The organism is Paralteromonas sediminis (assembly GCF_003820355.1).
Lineage (GTDB): Bacteria > Pseudomonadota > Gammaproteobacteria > Enterobacterales > Alteromonadaceae > Alteromonas_F > Alteromonas_F sediminis.
Genome location: NZ_RPOK01000004.1, coordinates 546,169 through 563,389, shown reverse-complemented (window position 1 = coordinate 563,389; position 17,221 = coordinate 546,169). Strand labels below are relative to the sequence as shown.

General features: G+C 46.9%; 13 protein-coding genes. 7 read left to right on the top strand and 6 right to left on the bottom strand.

What is annotated here, in order from left to right; genetic code table 11:
- Positions 1-71 precede the first annotated feature (71 nt).
- Positions 72-1,469 (top strand): PhoH family protein, encoded by a 1,398-nt coding sequence (locus tag DRW07_RS14560; protein ID WP_124028658.1) that lies wholly within the window; start codon positions 72-74, stop codon positions 1,467-1,469.
- Here DRW07_RS14560 and DRW07_RS14555 read toward each other — a convergent pair.
- From DRW07_RS14555 to DRW07_RS14545, 3 genes are all read right to left on the bottom strand, one after another.
- Positions 1,466-2,416 (bottom strand): transglutaminase-like domain-containing protein, encoded by a 951-nt coding sequence (locus tag DRW07_RS14555; RefSeq protein ID WP_124028657.1) that lies wholly within the window; start codon positions 2,414-2,416, stop codon positions 1,466-1,468. The genes DRW07_RS14560 and DRW07_RS14555 overlap by 4 nt on opposite strands.
- A gap of 26 nt (positions 2,417-2,442) precedes the next feature.
- A complete protein-coding gene (cysG, locus tag DRW07_RS14550) occupies positions 2,443-3,825 on the bottom strand; it encodes a siroheme synthase CysG (RefSeq protein ID WP_124028656.1) in 1,383 nt (460 codons plus the stop codon).
- Positions 3,826-3,981: 156 nt separating this feature from the next.
- Positions 3,982-5,691 (bottom strand): DEAD/DEAH box helicase, encoded by a 1,710-nt coding sequence (locus tag DRW07_RS14545; protein ID WP_124028655.1) that lies wholly within the window; start codon positions 5,689-5,691, stop codon positions 3,982-3,984.
- Between DRW07_RS14545 and prsT the strand changes: the two genes are divergently transcribed.
- Positions 5,672-8,623 (top strand): XrtA/PEP-CTERM system TPR-repeat protein PrsT, encoded by a 2,952-nt coding sequence (prsT, locus tag DRW07_RS14540; RefSeq protein ID WP_124028654.1) that lies wholly within the window; start codon positions 5,672-5,674, stop codon positions 8,621-8,623. The genes DRW07_RS14545 and prsT overlap by 20 nt on opposite strands.
- Positions 8,624-8,675: 52 nt before the next feature.
- Here prsT and DRW07_RS14535 read toward each other — a convergent pair whose 3' ends face one another.
- Both DRW07_RS14535 and tolC read right to left on the bottom strand, forming a co-directional pair.
- The gene (locus DRW07_RS14535; RefSeq protein WP_124028653.1) at positions 8,676-9,479 is read right to left on the bottom strand and encodes an ion transporter; all 804 of its coding nucleotides are present in this window, start codon (positions 9,477-9,479) and stop codon (positions 8,676-8,678) included.
- A gap of 191 nt (positions 9,480-9,670) precedes the next feature.
- Positions 9,671-11,029: an outer membrane channel protein TolC gene (gene tolC / locus DRW07_RS14530; RefSeq protein WP_124028652.1), complete on the bottom strand. Its 1,359-nt coding sequence runs from the start codon at positions 11,027-11,029 to the stop codon at positions 9,671-9,673.
- Between the two features lie 205 nt (positions 11,030-11,234).
- Between tolC and nudF the strand changes: the two genes are divergently transcribed.
- The 5 genes from nudF (at position 11,235) to parE (ending at position 15,619) form a co-directional block, all read left to right on the top strand.
- The gene (gene nudF, locus DRW07_RS18385; RefSeq protein WP_205665404.1) at positions 11,235-11,867 is read left to right on the top strand and encodes an ADP-ribose diphosphatase; all 633 of its coding nucleotides are present in this window, start codon (positions 11,235-11,237) and stop codon (positions 11,865-11,867) included.
- A 3-nt stretch (positions 11,868-11,870) separates the two neighbouring features.
- Entirely contained in the window at positions 11,871-12,299 is a 429-nt protein-coding gene (locus DRW07_RS18380; protein ID WP_240630646.1) for a DUF1249 domain-containing protein, read from the top strand.
- Positions 12,300-12,329: 30 nt separating this feature from the next.
- A complete protein-coding gene (locus DRW07_RS14520) occupies positions 12,330-13,064 on the top strand; it encodes a metallophosphoesterase family protein (RefSeq protein WP_124028651.1) in 735 nt (244 codons plus the stop codon).
- Positions 13,061-13,642, top strand: coding sequence for a YqiA/YcfP family alpha/beta fold hydrolase (locus tag DRW07_RS14515; RefSeq protein WP_124028650.1), 582 nt, complete (start codon positions 13,061-13,063; stop codon positions 13,640-13,642). Before DRW07_RS14520 ends, DRW07_RS14515 begins: the two co-directional genes overlap by 4 nt.
- A gap of 84 nt (positions 13,643-13,726) precedes the next feature.
- Positions 13,727-15,619: a DNA topoisomerase IV subunit B gene (parE, locus tag DRW07_RS14510; RefSeq protein WP_124028649.1), complete on the top strand. Its 1,893-nt coding sequence runs from the start codon at positions 13,727-13,729 to the stop codon at positions 15,617-15,619.
- Between the two features lie 9 nt (positions 15,620-15,628).
- Here parE and DRW07_RS14505 read toward each other — a convergent pair whose 3' ends face one another.
- Positions 15,629-17,059: an MFS transporter gene (locus tag DRW07_RS14505; protein WP_124028648.1), complete on the bottom strand. Its 1,431-nt coding sequence runs from the start codon at positions 17,057-17,059 to the stop codon at positions 15,629-15,631.
- Positions 17,060-17,221: the final 162 nt, after the last annotated feature.

Here is a 17,221-nt window from a genome sequence, read left to right as displayed (position 1 = left end):
ACTGCAAGAAAGCCGTGCGAATAAATGAAAACTACATTAATGTGAGTATGTAGACTAAGCAGGAGTGACGGATGCCCAGAAAAAAAGCCGCAGATACCAAAATCTACGTTCTAGATACTAATATTCTTCTTCATGAACCTCTCGCCTTTATGTCCTTTAAAGAACACGATGTCGTTATCCCGATGACAGTGTTGGAAGAACTCGACTACATAAAAGACAGTAAAAAAGACGTTGCACGCGATGCGCGCGTGTCCATCCGATCAATGGAAGACTTGTTGCGTGACGCTTCCCCTGATGACATGGTTGAAGGCGTGTCAATGAAAGGGTTGGGGTCGGGACCTTCGGCGCCTACCGGCAGTTTGAGTATCTTTACCGATCTGACTATGCCTGAAGGTCAACAGGTATTCACCAGCAACGAAAACGACAACCGAATTATCAATGTCGCCTTGAACCTACAGGCCTCACATAAGCCACAACAGGTTGTTCTGGTGACTAAAGACCTCAATATGCGCCTTAAAGCTAAAGGCGCAGGTCTAGCGAATGTTGAAGATTATCGCACCGATCAGCTCATTACTGACATCAAATATTTGTCTAAGGGCTATCACAAGTTCGAGGGCAATTTTTGGGATAAGGTCAAATCGGTTGATAGTCAGACGGAAGGGCGTGACACCGTTCATACGATTGACAAAAAAGTTTTGCCCGAAGCGTACATCAACGAATTTTTAATTGATGAAGAAGGCACTTTTGCTGGCCTGGTTGAGCATATGACCGACGAGCACCTTGAGGTGCTTGATTTAGGCGTCGAGCGCATGATGGGGCGCCACGCTTGGGGGATCAGCCCTAAAAATATCGGCCAGGCAATGGCAATGCACGCATTACTCGACCCGCATATCGACTTGGTGATCCTCACCGGACCAGCCGGCAGTGGTAAAACACTGCTAGCCTTGGCGGCGGCACTGGAAATGGTGGTTGAGCGTAATATGTATGACAAAATTATTGTTACCAGAAGTACACCAGAAATTGCCGAATCTATTGGGTTCTTACCGGGTACCGAAGAGGAAAAAATGGCGCCTTGGCTTGCCGCTATTACCGATTCGCTGGAAGTGCTTCACAAGAATGATGAAAACGTCAAAGGGTCCATGAACTACATCATGGAGAAAGCCAATATTCAGTTTAAATCAGTAAACTTTATGCGTGGCAGAAGTATTCAAAATGCCATTGTTATACTGGATGAGTCACAAAACCTGACCGCATCTCAGTTAAAGACCATCATCACTCGCTGTGGGGAAGGCACCAAATTGATTTGTGGGGGAAACCTTTCACAAATAGACAGCAATTACCTCAGTGCAGTGACGTCGGGTTTGACCTATTTGGTTGAGAAGTTTAAAAACTTCTCCGGCAGTGCGACGATTAATTTGGATGGTGTTGTGCGCAGTAGGCTCGCTGAGTTCGCCGAAAAAGAGCTTTAAGGCACCTCTTCTAATACATACAAGTCGCGGGCAATATCGGCCCGCGATGTTTCTGAAATCTCACCAAATGCAAAAGGGGCCGGCCCCGTAGGTTCCATCAGTACTAGTTGTAAGCCGTTTTCATTAATGATCTCATCGCCATTCGCCTGGCTGATCGCTACCCCTAAAAGCGCATGCTTAGGGAGCAGAACTAACCGAATCGGTACTGTCGGTAAAAACGCCCGAATCATAGCCGCCGCCAGCACACTCTTGCTGTCACAGTCACCGCGATTTGCATTCAATAGCTCAACGGGCGGCGAGAATCCAGAACCATTGCTTTCTGAACGGTTGCTCAACTCACTGTAGGGAATACTTTGGATCCAACTGAGTAAGAGATTGATGTAATCACGCGCATCTGTGCCTTGCCCCAACTTTTCATAGAAAGCTTGAGAGGCGGGAATGAGCGCTTCAGTATAAACTTGCACATACCTGGCATGATCGGGCTTTATAGCGTCTTGCCCGTATGAGGTTTTGAAGCTCATGTAGTAGTGATCATAGAGGTATTTTGCGAACGCTTGTTCTTTTTTGTCCATAAACTCTGCACGCAGTTGGCTGACTAGACGAGCATCCTGACTGCGCACTCCCACGTCTATTTCTTCACCCATTTGACGAATGGATATTCTTGCTTGGCGTGGGTCCACGGTCTTTGCGTGTTTGAGGAGTTCCGTCGTGACATAACGCATGGCCATACGCGGCCGATAATTTGCCTGCTGATTTGGCAGTTGGTTCATGTTCTCAGCTGTTAGGGAAAACGCAATGGACTGTGCATTATTCTGATGATCATGCCATTGGTAATTAAACTGGACATCGCCATTTTCAATGGTACGACTGAATGTTACTTGTTCACTGGGGGCGGCATGAACCAAAATGGTAACCCCCATCAGCAAAATAAACAGTTTCGTTCGCATAATACCACCCCGATGTTGAGGTGGTGTTATCGGTACCAGTTCAATGTATCTCTTAATGATACTACGCCACCTACAATAATTAACGTAGGTGGTTTCACGCTTTCAGTCAATGGGTTAGTAGTGATATCGGACAATGTGCCGATTACCACATTTTGCTGTTCCAGTGTCGCTGATTCAACAAGTGCTATTGGCGTGGACGGGGCCAGACCGTGTTCAATGAGCTTCTCACAGATGATAGGCAGACCGGTCAATCCCATATAGAAAACAATGGTTTGGTTCTGCTGCGCCAGACCCTCCCAGTTCAGGTTGATCGTATTATCTCGCAGGTGCCCAGTGGCAAATACAACAGACTGAGCATGATCTCTGTGCGTTAATGGAATACCAGCATAACTGCCAGCACCAGCGGCAGCGGTAATACCTGGCACTACCTGAAAGCCCACGCCAGCTTTCACCAACGTTTGAATTTCTTCACCACCTCGACCAAAAATAAAAGGGTCACCACCCTTAAGGCGCACAACGCGGTTGCCCTTTAAGGCTTCCTGTACCATCAAGTCATTAATTTGGTCTTGTGGTAGCGTGTGATTGCTCTTTGCCTTACCGACATAGATTTTCTCTGCGTCCCGGCGAACCATCTCCAAAATTGCAGGCGAGACTAAGCGGTCGTATATCACAACGTCTGCTTTTTGCATGAGTCTTAACGCTCGAAAGGTGAGTAAGTCTGGGTCGCCGGGGCCTGCGCCAACTAAGTATACCTCGCCTTTTGTTTGTGCTTCGTGAGTCGCGGCTTCAAGCGCTTCTTCAAATTTAGCTTCGGCTTTGTCTTCCTGACCTTTGACTATAGCTTCTCCAATGTCACCGTCTAATACATCTTCCCAAAAGTAACGTCTGGCAGTGACGGATGTTAAGGCTGACTTTACCTGATCTCGAAAACGTTCTGAAAATGCCCCTAATTTACTCACTTGTTGTGGGATCACTGACTCCAGCTTTTGTCTTAAATACCGCAGCAAAACAGGCGCTACGCCACCACTGCTCATCGCAATAATGACGGGAGAGCGATCAACAATGGAGGGAGTGATAAATTTACACAAGGGCGTATTGTCAACCACATTAACTAGGATGCCGCGTTCGGTAGCCAAATCATGGATTTCCTGGTTGACCAATTCGTCGTCAGTCGCCACAAACACCAAGTTAATACCATCAAGATCACTGACCTCAAAGCGGCGTCTGTAAAGCGTAAGTGTGTGTTCACTAATTAGTGCTTCGACAGTGGGCACAACCTCTGGGGACACCACAGTGATCGTTGCAGGCGTTTTAGTGATCAGTTCTAACTTGCGTGCGCCAACTTCACCGGCACCAACAACCAGGCAACGGATATGTTTTGCATCTAAAAAGACGGGAAAGTAATTCATAAAGCCTCGCACGATAATGACAGGGCTAATTGTGAAGGATTTTTATATAAACTAAAAATCACAAAAAATGATTTTTAAGTCCATTTGGTTATTAATGATATGTGCATGCCAATACAGCCCAAGAAGAATGCCTCTTGGGCTTAATGGCATCGTAACTTAATCTTTGGGTTTACGTCGCTTAGGTGGCGTGTCTGACCATTCTCTGATGTTTAGTCGCTGGCCGGCAACACGGGCGTTCTTCAGTACATCCTGAGTTTCTCTTGGCATACCTTCGGGTAAATCAACCGTACTAAAATTATCAAAGATTGAAATTTGACCGATATGTTTGCTGTCGATATTGGCTTCGTTTGCAATTGCGCCCACAATATTCCCAGGCTTGACCCTGTGATTATGACCCACTTCAATGCGATAACGCTGCATGCCCGCTTCGGTGGCTTTAGGACGGCGATCTCTTTGTTCTGAACGCTTGCCACCTCTTTCTCGTTTATCACCACGCTCGTTTCTGTCATTTCGGGGCGGGCGTGCATCGAGATTAGGGCGGTCAGACTCTTTAAGTAATAGCGGCTCATCGCCCTGAGCAAGAGTAATCAATGCGGCCATGATAGTCTCGGGGGAAGCCTCTGACTCTTGCTGGAGCATTTCTACAATTGGCATCAGGCCTTCCAGTGCGTCACTGCTGGTTGCCTCTATGACTGCCTGTTTGAACTTGCTAAGGCGGGTTTCGTTAAGCTCATTAATTGTCGGGATCGGCATGGGAGCAATGGTTTGCTTGGTCGTGCGTTCAATAGTATTTAGGAGACGCTTTTCTCTGTGCGAAATAAATAAGATTGCATCGCCCTCACGTCCGGCTCTACCCGTGCGCCCAATTCTGTGAACATAAGACTCAGTGTCGTAAGGGATATCAAAATTAACCACGTGGCTGATGCGTTCAACATCCAACCCACGGGCAACAACATCCGTGGCGACCAAAATATCTATTTTACCGGCCTTGAGCTTTTCGACTGTGCGTTCGCGATTTTGCTGAGGAATATCACCGTTCAAAGGCTCAACATCATAGCCACGCGCAGATAGCTTATCTGCTAATTCCTGTGTTGCTGTTTTGGTTCGCACAAAGATAATCATGGCGTCAAAAGGTTCAACTTCCATAATCCGCGTTAACGCTTCTAGCTTGTGATGCGCATTTACTTGGCAGTAACGCTGTCTGATCGTACTTGCGGTAGATACTTTTGACGCAATTTTTACTTGCTTGGGATCGTGCAGATACCGCTTGGTAATTTTGCGAATTGGTTCTGGCATAGTGGCCGAGAACAACGCGGTTTGTTTCTGTTCTGGTGTTTGCGCCAAGATTTTTTCTACATCATCAATGAAGCCCATGCGCAACATCTCGTCGGCTTCATCCAGCACCATAAACTTAAGCTGGTCGAGCTTTAATGTGCCTTTGTCGATATGGTCAATAATGCGACCCGGCGTACCAACAACCACATGCACACCGCGTTTTAACTGTCTGATTTGGTTGCTGTACGACTGTCCGCCGTAAATCGGCAATACGCGAATGGCTTTAGAAAAGCTCGCATAAGTTTGAAACGCTTCCGCAACTTGGATGGCCAGTTCTCGGGTTGGTGCCAATACCAAACATTGCGTGTAATTAGCTTCAATGTCTAGGTTGTTGAGCATAGGCAAAGCAAAAGCAGCGGTTTTACCCGTTCCCGTTTGTGCCTGGCCAAGAAGGTCATGACCTTCTAACAATAAAGGGATACTTTGCGCCTGGATAGGGGAGGGTTTTTCATAGCCTACTTTTTCAAGTGCTTTTAGCAGGTTGTCATTAAGCCCAAGGTCGGCAAAAGTCATGTCTGTAGAATCAGTCATTCAGTGTCCAAAAATAAGTTTTAGTACGGTATCTGGCAGAGAGCTGGCGAATGCGTTCGGGTGCATCGAGAAAGTCTGTGCAAACAGTGCAATTTCCCAATTATATGACATCATGGCAATGGTTGCCATGATTGTGAATTTGAGAGACACTTTGAAGACAAAAATATCAGGAGGTCAGGGAAGTATGTTGAAAGTCGTATCGCGTCTCGCGGTTGCTGGTTCTGTGTTGGCACTTGTTGCCTGTTCAGGACAAACATCCGAAGAACACTTAAACGCCGCCCGTCAATTTATACAAGCAAATAATAATAATGCAGCGGTTTTAGAATTAAAAAATGCGCTTCAAAAGGATCCTTCATCCGCAGTGGTGAGATTTGAGTTGGGCCGTATATATGTGGAGCAAGGCCAATTTGAAGGCGCAGAGAAGGAGCTTAACAGAGCCCTAGAGCTCGGATACGACTCCGCTGAGATATTGCCTTTATTGTCTGTGGCTTATAAACGTACTGGGGCGCAAAATGCGTTGGCAGACCTGAACCACGCTGAGACGGGTTTATCATCAGAAGAATCGGCAAAGGTTGGTTATTACAAACTTTTAGCATTGGTAGATTTGCAGAAAAACGATGAAGCTAACGCACTTATCGACGAGGTGGCTGCGTTGTCTACGTCATCTGTTTACAAGGGACTGGCAGAATCTTACCGCGCAATATTAAATGAAGACTTTGCTGGTGCGTTAGAGCAGGTTAAGGCGTTACGCGCACAGTCTCCGGATAATGAAGATATTTTAGACCTCCTAGTAAAACTGCACTTAAGCCAGCAGCAGCAAGAAGAGGCCGTGTTAGTCTTCGAAGATATGCTGCGGGTAAACCCAGACAATGTCGAAGTGCAATTTACGTTTATGGCCTTGTTGATGGACATGCGTCGATTTGAACAAGCCAAGCCAATCATCGATAAACTGATTGCGCTAAGTCCTGACAATGGCCTGCTAAATCAGTTTAAGGGCATTGTTTTGTCTAGTGACGAGGACTATGAAAATGCCCTTGTTCATCTTGAAAAAGCATTATTAAACGGCAATGACAATAACATTGTGCGTCTCCTCGCAGGTTTTGCTGCATATAAGACAGAGCTTTATGAAGATGCTGTGAAACACCTAGGGCTGTTGGTGAATATACTCCCTGCTGACCATCCTGGTTTGCGCGTGTTAGCAGACAGCCAGCTCCTGTTGGGACAAAGCCAAGATGCGACCAGTGTGCTTGACCGTATTGGCGGTGAGGGGCAAAGCGACGCTCAGTTATTCACCCGCGCAGGCTACCAGCTGGTACGCCAGGGCAATCTTGCTGATGCCAAGAAAATGGTAGAGAGAGGCCAAGAAATTGGTGCCAGCTCTGAAGAGCTTTTGCAACTTGGTGTGCTTCAGCTGTCGCTTAACGACTTAAGTGGTTTGATTAACCTTGAACAAGCCGCAGAAAAAGCTCCCGAGTCGGTTGTCACCCAGCAAACTTTGGCATCAGCTTATCTGCTTTCTAGTCAGTTTGACAAAGCGGCACAACTGGCTGAAGAGTGGAAGGCCAGTCAGCCAGATACCATGAAACCCTATCTGCTCGCCGGTGAAGTGGCGATGAAGACTGATAATCTGGAACTTGCCGAACAGGAGTTTATTAAAGCGGGTGAGATAAGCCCAGACCAGCCTGAGCCAAAACTGGCGCTGATCAGCCTTGCTGTTGTAAAAGGCGACAAGCAAAAAGCAACTCAGGATATAAAAAGTGTCTTAGCTGAACACCCAGATAATCCAACGGCACTGACCTTGAATTACTTGTTAGCTAAAGAAGCAGGCGACACCTCCGATGCCATCAATACTGCTGAAAATAGCCTAACAGCATTTCCTGACAACGAAAAAGTCAGACTGACACTGGCCAATATTCAGCTCTCAGAGCGTGCGTATAGTGATGCCGTTGCAACTCTAGACCCTATTGAAGCCGATGGGAATACTTCCATTGAATACTGGGCTTTGAAAGGTCAGGCTTTGCTGCGTGCAAACCAGCTTGACAACGCACTGGCGCATTACACCCAGTGGCGTTCCATTGCCCCCTTCAATAAAGACGCGACCTTGGGTCAACTATTGATCTTGGATACACAATTGAAGTTCGCCGATGCGCTTGAAGTGACCGAGGGTTTTCTTGAAAAACGTGCCGATACACAATTAGATGTTTTGCATGCTTACTTCCTTACTATGACCGGACAAGTAGAAGAAAGTCGTAAGAAGATTGACGGTTTGCCCACAGAGGTCAAAGCATTGCCGTTTATCCGTGGCGTAGAGGCAAGAATTGCGTTTCAGGATAATCGCTTTGCCGATGCCGCAGAGCACGCTGAAGTGGCTTATACCGCAACGCCTAATCTACGTAACTTAGCATTGTTTGTTCGCGCTCTGGAAGCCAGCAAACAAGGAGAGAAAGCGTACTCCACGCTGTCAGCGTACACAGAAAAAAATCCGAATGATCCTAGTGCTCGCATGATGCTTGCGGAGCGCATGATAGGTCGGGATGTTGATAATGCGGTTACCTTGTACCAGGAAGCGCTTGAGGTAATGCCGCAAAACTTCATCGCATTAAATAACCTTGCCTACTTGTATTTAGACAGAGGCGATTATGAAAAGGCGCTGCCTCTGGCCCAGCGTGCGGTAGAAATCCGCCCTAGTATGCCTGAAGCTGTCGATACGTTGGCACAAGTGTACGTGGCGCAGAATGAGTTGAAACGCGCCCGCGATCTGTACGAGACGGTTATAAACAACAACGTCCGCAATGACGAAGTGGCTCTGCATTACATTGAACTGTTAGTGAAAATGGGTGAGACAGTGTTGGCAGAACGTCGCGTTAAAGACCGCAAATGGCAAAACCTGGAGTTTAAAGCCCAAGCTGAGGCATTATTTAGCAAATCATAAAAGCGGGTTTGAGTATCAGAAGGCCTGACGTTTTATCAGGCCTTTTTTATTTCTACTGCTTTTTCAGATTATCAATGTCTTTTCGCAGTGCATGAATTTCATGCATCAGATCTTTCATCGTCGGCTCGTGATTGGCAAGATCTTGTGCTGCTTTAACCTTTGCACTCTCTTGTTCCATAACATTCACTACTATGCCTATCACCATATTTAAAAACGCAAAAGCCGAGAGAAAGATAAAGGTTAGATAGAATATCCAGCTTAATGGATAGACGGCCATAGTCTCATACATAACGTCGGTCCAGTCTTCGAACGTCATCACTCTGAACAATGTCAGCAGAGATATGGAGATGTTACCCCATAAGGTTGCATTAACTTCTGCAAACAAGGTACTGCCAATTGCGGCATAGATATAAAAAATAATGAACAACAGCAGCATGACATAGCCAAGTTGAGGCAGGGCCTTGACCAGAGAGACCAACAAAAGGCGCAGCTCTGGAATAAATGAAATCATCCTGAGTACCCTAAATACTCTCACCAGACGCGCTATAACCGCCATATCAGCATTTTCGGCTGGAACCAGGCTGACCAGTACGATCAGCGTATCAAACCAATTCCAAAAACTGTGGAAAAAGCGCCGCTTGTTTTCCTCTGCCATGAAGCGGATCGTTATCTCTGTTAAAAAGAAAAGACTGATAAACCAGTCCATATAGCGCGTAATTTCGTTTATAAGGGGCTGGTTGTAGGTTTTTGCTCCCACCAAAAGTGCAGACAGAATAATGACGGTGATGACAAAGAGTTCGAAGACTTTGTTTGAACGGATTTGCTCAAATTTGGCTTGTAACACGGAGGCTTTCATAAACGCGTACTGGCTCTAATGTAAAAGTTAAAAATCGCAGGGATTCTGGCTAAAGTCCCTACTGAGTGCAAGAAGTAAAAGTGTCGTTTTGTAAGGGTATGTGAAAGCGGAAAAGTTTTATCTGCGTGTTCGGGGGGTAAAGCGACATACCCAAAACCTTCCGCGAAGATAAAGGGCATGCCGCAGCAGAATTAGGACTGTTGCGGAGACAGTCCTTTGTTGATTCGTTCTAAGTCTTGTTTGGTTAAGTTCCCTGCAGCGCGTTTTAAGCTAATTACTGACTCAATGAAGTCATAGCGCGCGCCTGCCAGGTTGCGTCGTGCGTCAAACAAGTTTCGCGTGCTGTTTAACACGTCAACAATGGTACGTGTACCTACATCAAATCCGGTTTCTGTTGCTGCCAGTGCGCTTTCAGCAGACACTACCGCTTGCTCAAGTGCGCGTATACGTGAAATAGCAGCTTTGATATCGTTGTACGAGCTGCGCACGCGCTGAACGGTTTGACGATAGGTTTGCTCCATTTGCTCGGAAGCAGACACGTAAGCAAATCGCGCTTGATCAGTACGAGAAGTGACACTACCGCCTGAATAGATAGGAACGTTTAGTGTAATTCCCAACGTTTTGGTATCTAGGGACGGCAAATTCGTGGTTGTACCTTGGCTGTCGATATCGCGTTTATTGCGGTTGAAGCGGCCGTTTAACGACAATGTCGGGTAGTGGCCTGCTCTTGTCGCTTCAATATCATCCTTGGCGATATCTTTCGCTAATCGCTGAACCAACAGTTCAAGATTTCTTTCCTGAGCAATATTCAACCAGTCGTCCACTTGAGCAGGTTGAGGCGGTGTCGCAGTAAAGCGCTCTGTATTCAATACATCCAGGTCAGAGTGATATTTGCCTGTAATAACGCGAAGAGCTTCGAGAGCCACTTCAACATTGTTTTCGGCAAGAATTTCCTGGGCCAGGGTATTGTCGAAATTGGCTTGTGCTTCATGGACATCGGTACGTGCCGTTAAGCCTACTTCAAAGCGCTGTTTTGTTTGCTCCAATTGACGTTCAATAGCGCGCTTTTCAGCGCGTACGAATTCTACCTGGTCTTTGGCGCGCAGCACGTCAAGGTAAGCGTTCACCACGCGAACAATCAATTCCTGCAGCGCCGCACCGTAGCGGCTATCACTCTGTTGTGCGACTTTCTCTGCTCGGCGTAAGTTGACCCAGTTGCTGTGGTCATAAAGCGACAACCCTAAGTCAAGCGTCATTGATTTTTGATCGACATCGCTCTCAAATACCGCAATGTTCAAGCCTGTGTCTGTTGCAGTGAAATCAGTCTGGTCAGATGTTGACATTGAATAGCCAATGGAACCTGAGATAGAGGGCAATAGACTCGCTCTACTCAGCGAGATACCTTCAAACGCAGAGTCTCGGTCGGCTTTGGCTCTGTTCACAACAGGGTCATTACTCAATGCCAATTCATATACTTGCGTTAAGTTGTCAGCCCATGCTGTGCCGGTAAGGGTAAAACCAACCATCATGGATATCAGTGTCTTTTTCATTTGGGCGCCTTATTACTGTAAGTGAGTCCGTTGTCGCCAATAGGAAGCGGGATTTTATCTATGTTGAGTCGAAGACTATAAAAATCAACGTACATAGAACAAGTTAAATAATGTTAACCAGACTACACAAGTGTAACAGAATATGTGATCGTGCCTACGGTAGATCACACAATGCTTGCGACCAGTGCGAAAAAAGGAACCCGAAATGCCCGTATTACCACAAAAGTTTACCCATCAAGATGTCGTCATTGAACAGACCGAGTCGCTGTATCAGGGGTTTTTCAAAATGGTGCGTTATCAAGTAAAGCATCGCTTGTACGAGGGAGGCTGGAGCGACAGTGTGCAGCGGGAGATATTTGAACGGGGGCATGCGGTGGCAGTATTGCCTTATGATCCAAATACTGGCGAGTTTGTACTCATAGAACAGTTTCGCGTTGGCGCGATAGAAACTTCATCAACCCCTTGGCTGATTGAAGTGATTGCGGGTGTGATTGATGAAGGGGAAACTGAGGAAGGGGTTTGTATACGCGAGGCCGAAGAAGAAGCTGGGCTACACATCACCAATCTGCACAAAGCCTGTAGTTACCTGGCTAGCCCAGGGGGGACCACGGAGCGCATCCATATTTTTATGGCCAAAGTGAATGCTGCGCAAGCCAGCGGTGTGCATGGATTGGATAGTGAGTCTGAAGATATCCTAGTGCATAGAGTGAGCGAACAACAAGCGAAAGTCTGGCTTGAAGAAGGCATAATCGACAACGCCGCAGCGATTATTGCGCTACAATGGTTTTTTATGAACAAAAATATCTTATTGACTAAGTGGAACGGCAGCGAGAAATAACCTGTGAAGAAGTACGTACCTCAGTTAGCATCACTACAAGCAGTTTGTTCGGCCAACTATGCGCGGCTGATGACCTTGCTGCCTGATTGTGACACCGATGATTTATCCTATCGGTTCGTTGTGAAAGCGGGCACTGAGTACGCCATTACTATTTTGGAATCGGCACCCTACACAAGCACGGTAAAAATGGAGCAATTAGGAGACGGTCCGGCTTATTTGCATCCCGTTATGGAAGTGAGACTTTATCACGATGCTAACATGGCTGAAGTAACCAGCAGTCAGCATGCTGGAGCGATCGCCCCTTCATACGACTACCCCAATCCTGACATGCGGCACAGAGATGAAAAAGAGCGGGTAAACAGTTTTTTGGCTGAATGGTTGGTTTACTGCTTAAAACACAGAGATAAAATGTCTGAAAGCCCAATGGCGTAGAGCGAAGTTCAAAAAGCCACGGGTAATGCAATGCGGATAATTCAAATAAGTGACTGTCATCTTTTTGCCGATAAAGATGATGAGGCCTATGAAGTAAAACCGTACGCCAGTCTGCGTGACGTATTGGTAGCTGCGGCCAAGCTTTCACCAGACGCCCTATTGATAACGGGCGATATTAGCGGTGACAATAGCGAGCAAAGTTATCAACACATCAATCAACTGATAACTGATTATTGCCCGAATGTACCTTGGCGTGTGTTACCGGGAAACCATGACAATAATGCACATTTCATGACGGTATTGGGTCACAAAGGGCTTAATGCGAGCCAGCTTTGGGAGCATGAGCATTGCGTCATTGGTGGGCTGGATACGCGCTGGCGAGGGGCCAGCGGTAAGCTTTACCCATCCCAGCTGGTTACGCTCTCAAAGTCATTAGCGCAAACCAGTAAGCCCGCTATTTTAGCGCTGCATCACCCTCCATACCCTTTGCAAGGATGGATGCAAAAACATCAGGTGATAAACAGTGACGTCTTCCCACCCTGGTTGGCCTTGCAGCCTAGGATTAAACTTATTGTTCATGGCCATCTGCACGCTGAAACAAGTACTCAAATTGCACAGCGCCCTGTGTTAGGTGTGCCTTCCACGTGTTGGCAATTCACGTTGTCAGCCAACTTCGGCACGTCGAATCTGGGACCAGGAATGGGCCTCATTACTATTAACGATACTGGTAAAATTACCACCGAAACTGTCAGGATTTCAGTATGACAACCATTATTTATTTACACGGATTTTTAAGCTCTCCACAATCTGAAAAAGCGCAGCTCACTCGAGCTTATTTTGCCGAACATCACCCTGAGTGTCGCGTAGTCATTCCTGAGCTGCCAAATCAGCCCAGTTTGCTCAGAGGTACTTTGGAACAACTCATTACACAAGAAAAACTGGCATTAGGCGATGGGGTAAAGGTGATTGGCAGCTCAATGGGCGGGTTCCTTGCCACCTGGCTTGTGGAAACTTGCGGGGGAAAAGCCGTGTGCATTAACCCTGCTGTAAGGCCCTTTGAGCTGTTAATGGACTATCTGGGCACCCATGTGAACCCCTACACTCAGGCTGCATTTACCATCGAAGCATCAGATATGGCGCTGATCCGCACTTTTGATACACCCACTTTACGCCGTCCGACGGACTATAAAGTGTTGCTTCAGACCGCTGATGAAACCCTGGATTACCGTGAGGCAGAAGCAAAATATCTGGGGGCTGACTTGGTCATTGAGCAAGGGGGAGACCATAGTTTTGTCGGGTTTAAAGACCACTTGCCGGCTATTGCAAAGTTTTTGTTGGACTAAGTCTCTCGAGCATTGCGCGCGGTCAACGGGCGCGCTAACATCAGTTTTACAAAGCAAGAATAAAAACCTGCGCAAAGAGAATATATGTCTACCCAGTATAATGCCGAAGCGATTGAAGTCTTAAATGGTCTAGAACCGGTTAAACGCCGTCCGGGCATGTATACGGATACAACCCGACCTAATCACCTTAGTCAGGAAGTGATCGATAACAGTGTGGACGAAGCGCTGGCCGGCCACGCAAAAAATATCAAAGTGATCTTGCATGAAGACCAGTCGCTCGAAGTGGTTGATGACGGGCGGGGAATGCCGGTAGATATACACCCTGAAGAAGGAATAAGCGGTGTGGAGCTGATTATGACTAAGCTGCATGCTGGTGGTAAGTTCTCCAATAAGAATTACACCTTTTCAGGCGGTTTACACGGTGTAGGTATATCCGTAGTGAATGCACTTTCTAATCGCGTTGAGGTGAATATTCGTCGCGACGGCAATGTGTACAATATTGCCTTTGCCGATGGTGACAAAGCTTCAGATTTAACGGTGGTGGACACCTGCGGTAAACGAAATACCGGTACGACAGTACGTTTTTGGCCCGACCCACAATATTTTGATTCTGCAAAGTTTTCTGTTTCACGATTAATGCATATATTGCGTGCAAAGGCCGTTTTGTGCCCTGGTCTGCGAATTCGTTTTGACAACAAAATCGCCAAAGATTCAACCGAGTGGTACTACGAAGACGGGCTCAAAGACTACTTGCACCAGTCGGTAAAAGAATTTATTACGGTTCCCGACGATACGCCCTTTGTGGGCGCGTTTGCCGGTAACGAGGAAGCGGCAGACTGGGCCGTTATCTGGTTGCCCGAAGGCGGCGAACTGGTGACCGAAAGTTATGTCAACCTTATTCCCACTGCTCAGGGTGGAACCCATGTAAATGGTTTGCGGCAGGGGTTGCTGGAGTCCATGCGCGAATTTTGCGAATTTAGAAACTTGTTGCCTCGAGGCGTTAAGTTGGGTCCCGATGATATTTGGGACCGTTGTGCATACATTCTATCTACGAAAATGCAGGATCCGCAATTTGCCGGGCAAACCAAAGAGCGTTTGTCATCTCGACAAGCCGCGGCATTTGTATCCGGCGTTGTCAAAGATGCGTTTAGCTTATGGCTGAATCAGCATACTGATGTTGCTGAAGCGTTGGCGGAAATGTGTATTGCCAATGCGCAGCGTCGGCTGCGTCAGAATAAAAAAGTGGCTCGTAAAAAAGTGACTCAGGGGCCAGCTTTGCCAGGAAAGCTGGCAGACTGTGCATCACAGGATCTTAGCCAGTCAGAACTTTTTTTAGTGGAGGGTGATTCAGCGGGTGGTTCAGCCAAACAGGCGCGTGACCGCGATTTTCAAGCTATCATGCCACTTCGCGGCAAGATTCTGAATAGTTGGGAAGTGGATTCGTCACAGGTGCTTGCGTCACAAGAGATCCATGATATTTCAGTTGCCTTGGGCATCGACCCTGACTCTAGTGATCTAACCGGCTTGCGCTATGGCAAAATTTGTATCCTTGCCGATGCAGATTCCGACGGATTACACATTGCCACTTTGTTGTGTGCCTTGTTTGTGAAACATTTCCGTACGCTGGTTGAGAATGGGCATGTGTTTGTTGCCATGCCACCTCTGTTCAGGATCGATGTAGGTAAAGAAGTATTTTACGCCCTGGATGAAGGAGAAAAACAAGGTATTCTCGATCGCATCGAAGCAGAGAAAAAGCGCGGTAAGGTGAACGTACAGCGATTCAAAGGTTTGGGTGAAATGAACCCTCTGCAACTGCGCGAAACCACGATGGATCCTAACACCCGCAGGCTGGTGCAGTTAACCATCGACGACGCTCAGGATATGCTTGAAATCATGGATATGCTTTTGGCGAAAAAGCGTAGCGGTGACAGAAAGCAATGGCTCGAAAGTAAAGGTAACCTTGCTGAAGTCGTTTAACCTGATACCTTAAATATCGCCGCGACGCTTAACCAGTTCTGCCTTTATATCATGAGCAGTTTGCTCTGTGAGGTCGTAACTTCGCATAACTAATATGGCGAAGAAGGCGGTGCTTGCAGGTATCACAATATCGGCTATCCGCAATTTGGTCATGGTATCCGCAGTTTGTGTTGCCAATCCAGCATCGAAACCCACAAATTTAAGCACAACGCCACCCAAGATCATGGCGAGGGCCATGCCCAGCTTTACCATTAGCCAATAAATTGCACCGAAAGTGCCTTCTTTCCGAGGCATACCATTTTTCAACTCATCTAGGTCGCACACATCGGCTGTCATGCTCAGCATAAGTGTAAATAATCCGCCTATCCCAAACGACATAAGCGGAATAGGCATAAAGACGAGCCAGGGGTTTTCAGGGTTAAAGCCGAACCACTTTAGTCCATAACCAAAAATAGACAGTATGGTTGAAATGATGAACGCATTGCGTTTACCCCATTTCCCCGACATCCAGTTTACGATGGGAATAACAAACAGTGCAGTCATAACGGCACTCATGGTAGCAAACCAAGCAGGCCAAGTGCCCGCGGCACCATAATCACCGTCAAACATGTGAAAAACAATAATGAAATAGCTGAAAGAAGACACCAGCTGGAAACCATTGAAGACTAAAAATGTGGCGGCACACAATTTAACAAAAGCCGCGTTTTGAAAGGTTTGAATGATATTGGCGACCACGCCTTTGAGGTTTTGCCAAATAGTGCGGAACGAAATTTCTGCACGGTTTTCGATTTTTTCGCTGTCTATACCTTTGCAAAAAAGCCCGGGTATTAAGCCCGCAAGAATACAACCACCGGCGACGTAGAGCGACAAAGTCTGCACCCCTTCTGCCTGCGTCGAAAACAAGTCTGGGTCGGCGATTAACACCCAGAACCAAGGCACGATCATCCAGGCGATCTGGCCCATAAACTGGGAGAAGGCCATCAATCGTGTGCGCTCATTATAGTCAGAGGTAATTTCGTATCCCAAGCCCACAAATGGGGTGGCATACATGGTATTGCCTATGGTGAAGGCAAGTGAAAACAGCAAAAAATACCAAAAGGTATAGTCTTGTGACCAGTCGGGGTTGAGTTGCCAAAGTAGTGCAAAAAAGCATCCGCTTAAAATAGCCCCAATGACAATATAGGGGCGGCGGCGTCCCCACCGGGACTTTGTGTTGTCGGTAATAAACCCCATTATGGGGTCGGTTAATGCGTCGAAAATACGTGGCAAGCCGGTTAAAAGGCCGGCTAAAACAGGGTCGACACCAAAACCTGTGATCAGAAAAAATGCAAATATCGCGAGCGAGGAGGGCAGTAAATTAAGTACAAATGTGCCCGTTCCGTAAGCGGCTTTTTGTCCTAAAGGGACTCTGTCTCTGGCTGCAGTTTGATAGTGCGACATGACACCTTTCGTCTGATTGTGAATAAAACGTTAATGTAATGCATTTGGTATTCCTGTTGCGACCTTTTCCTGAAAATATAAGCTGATATGTCCCTGGCATGCGGTAATCTGGACAAGTAACGCCGTTGATATCACGGCACTTTAAACACTTTTTTACATCTT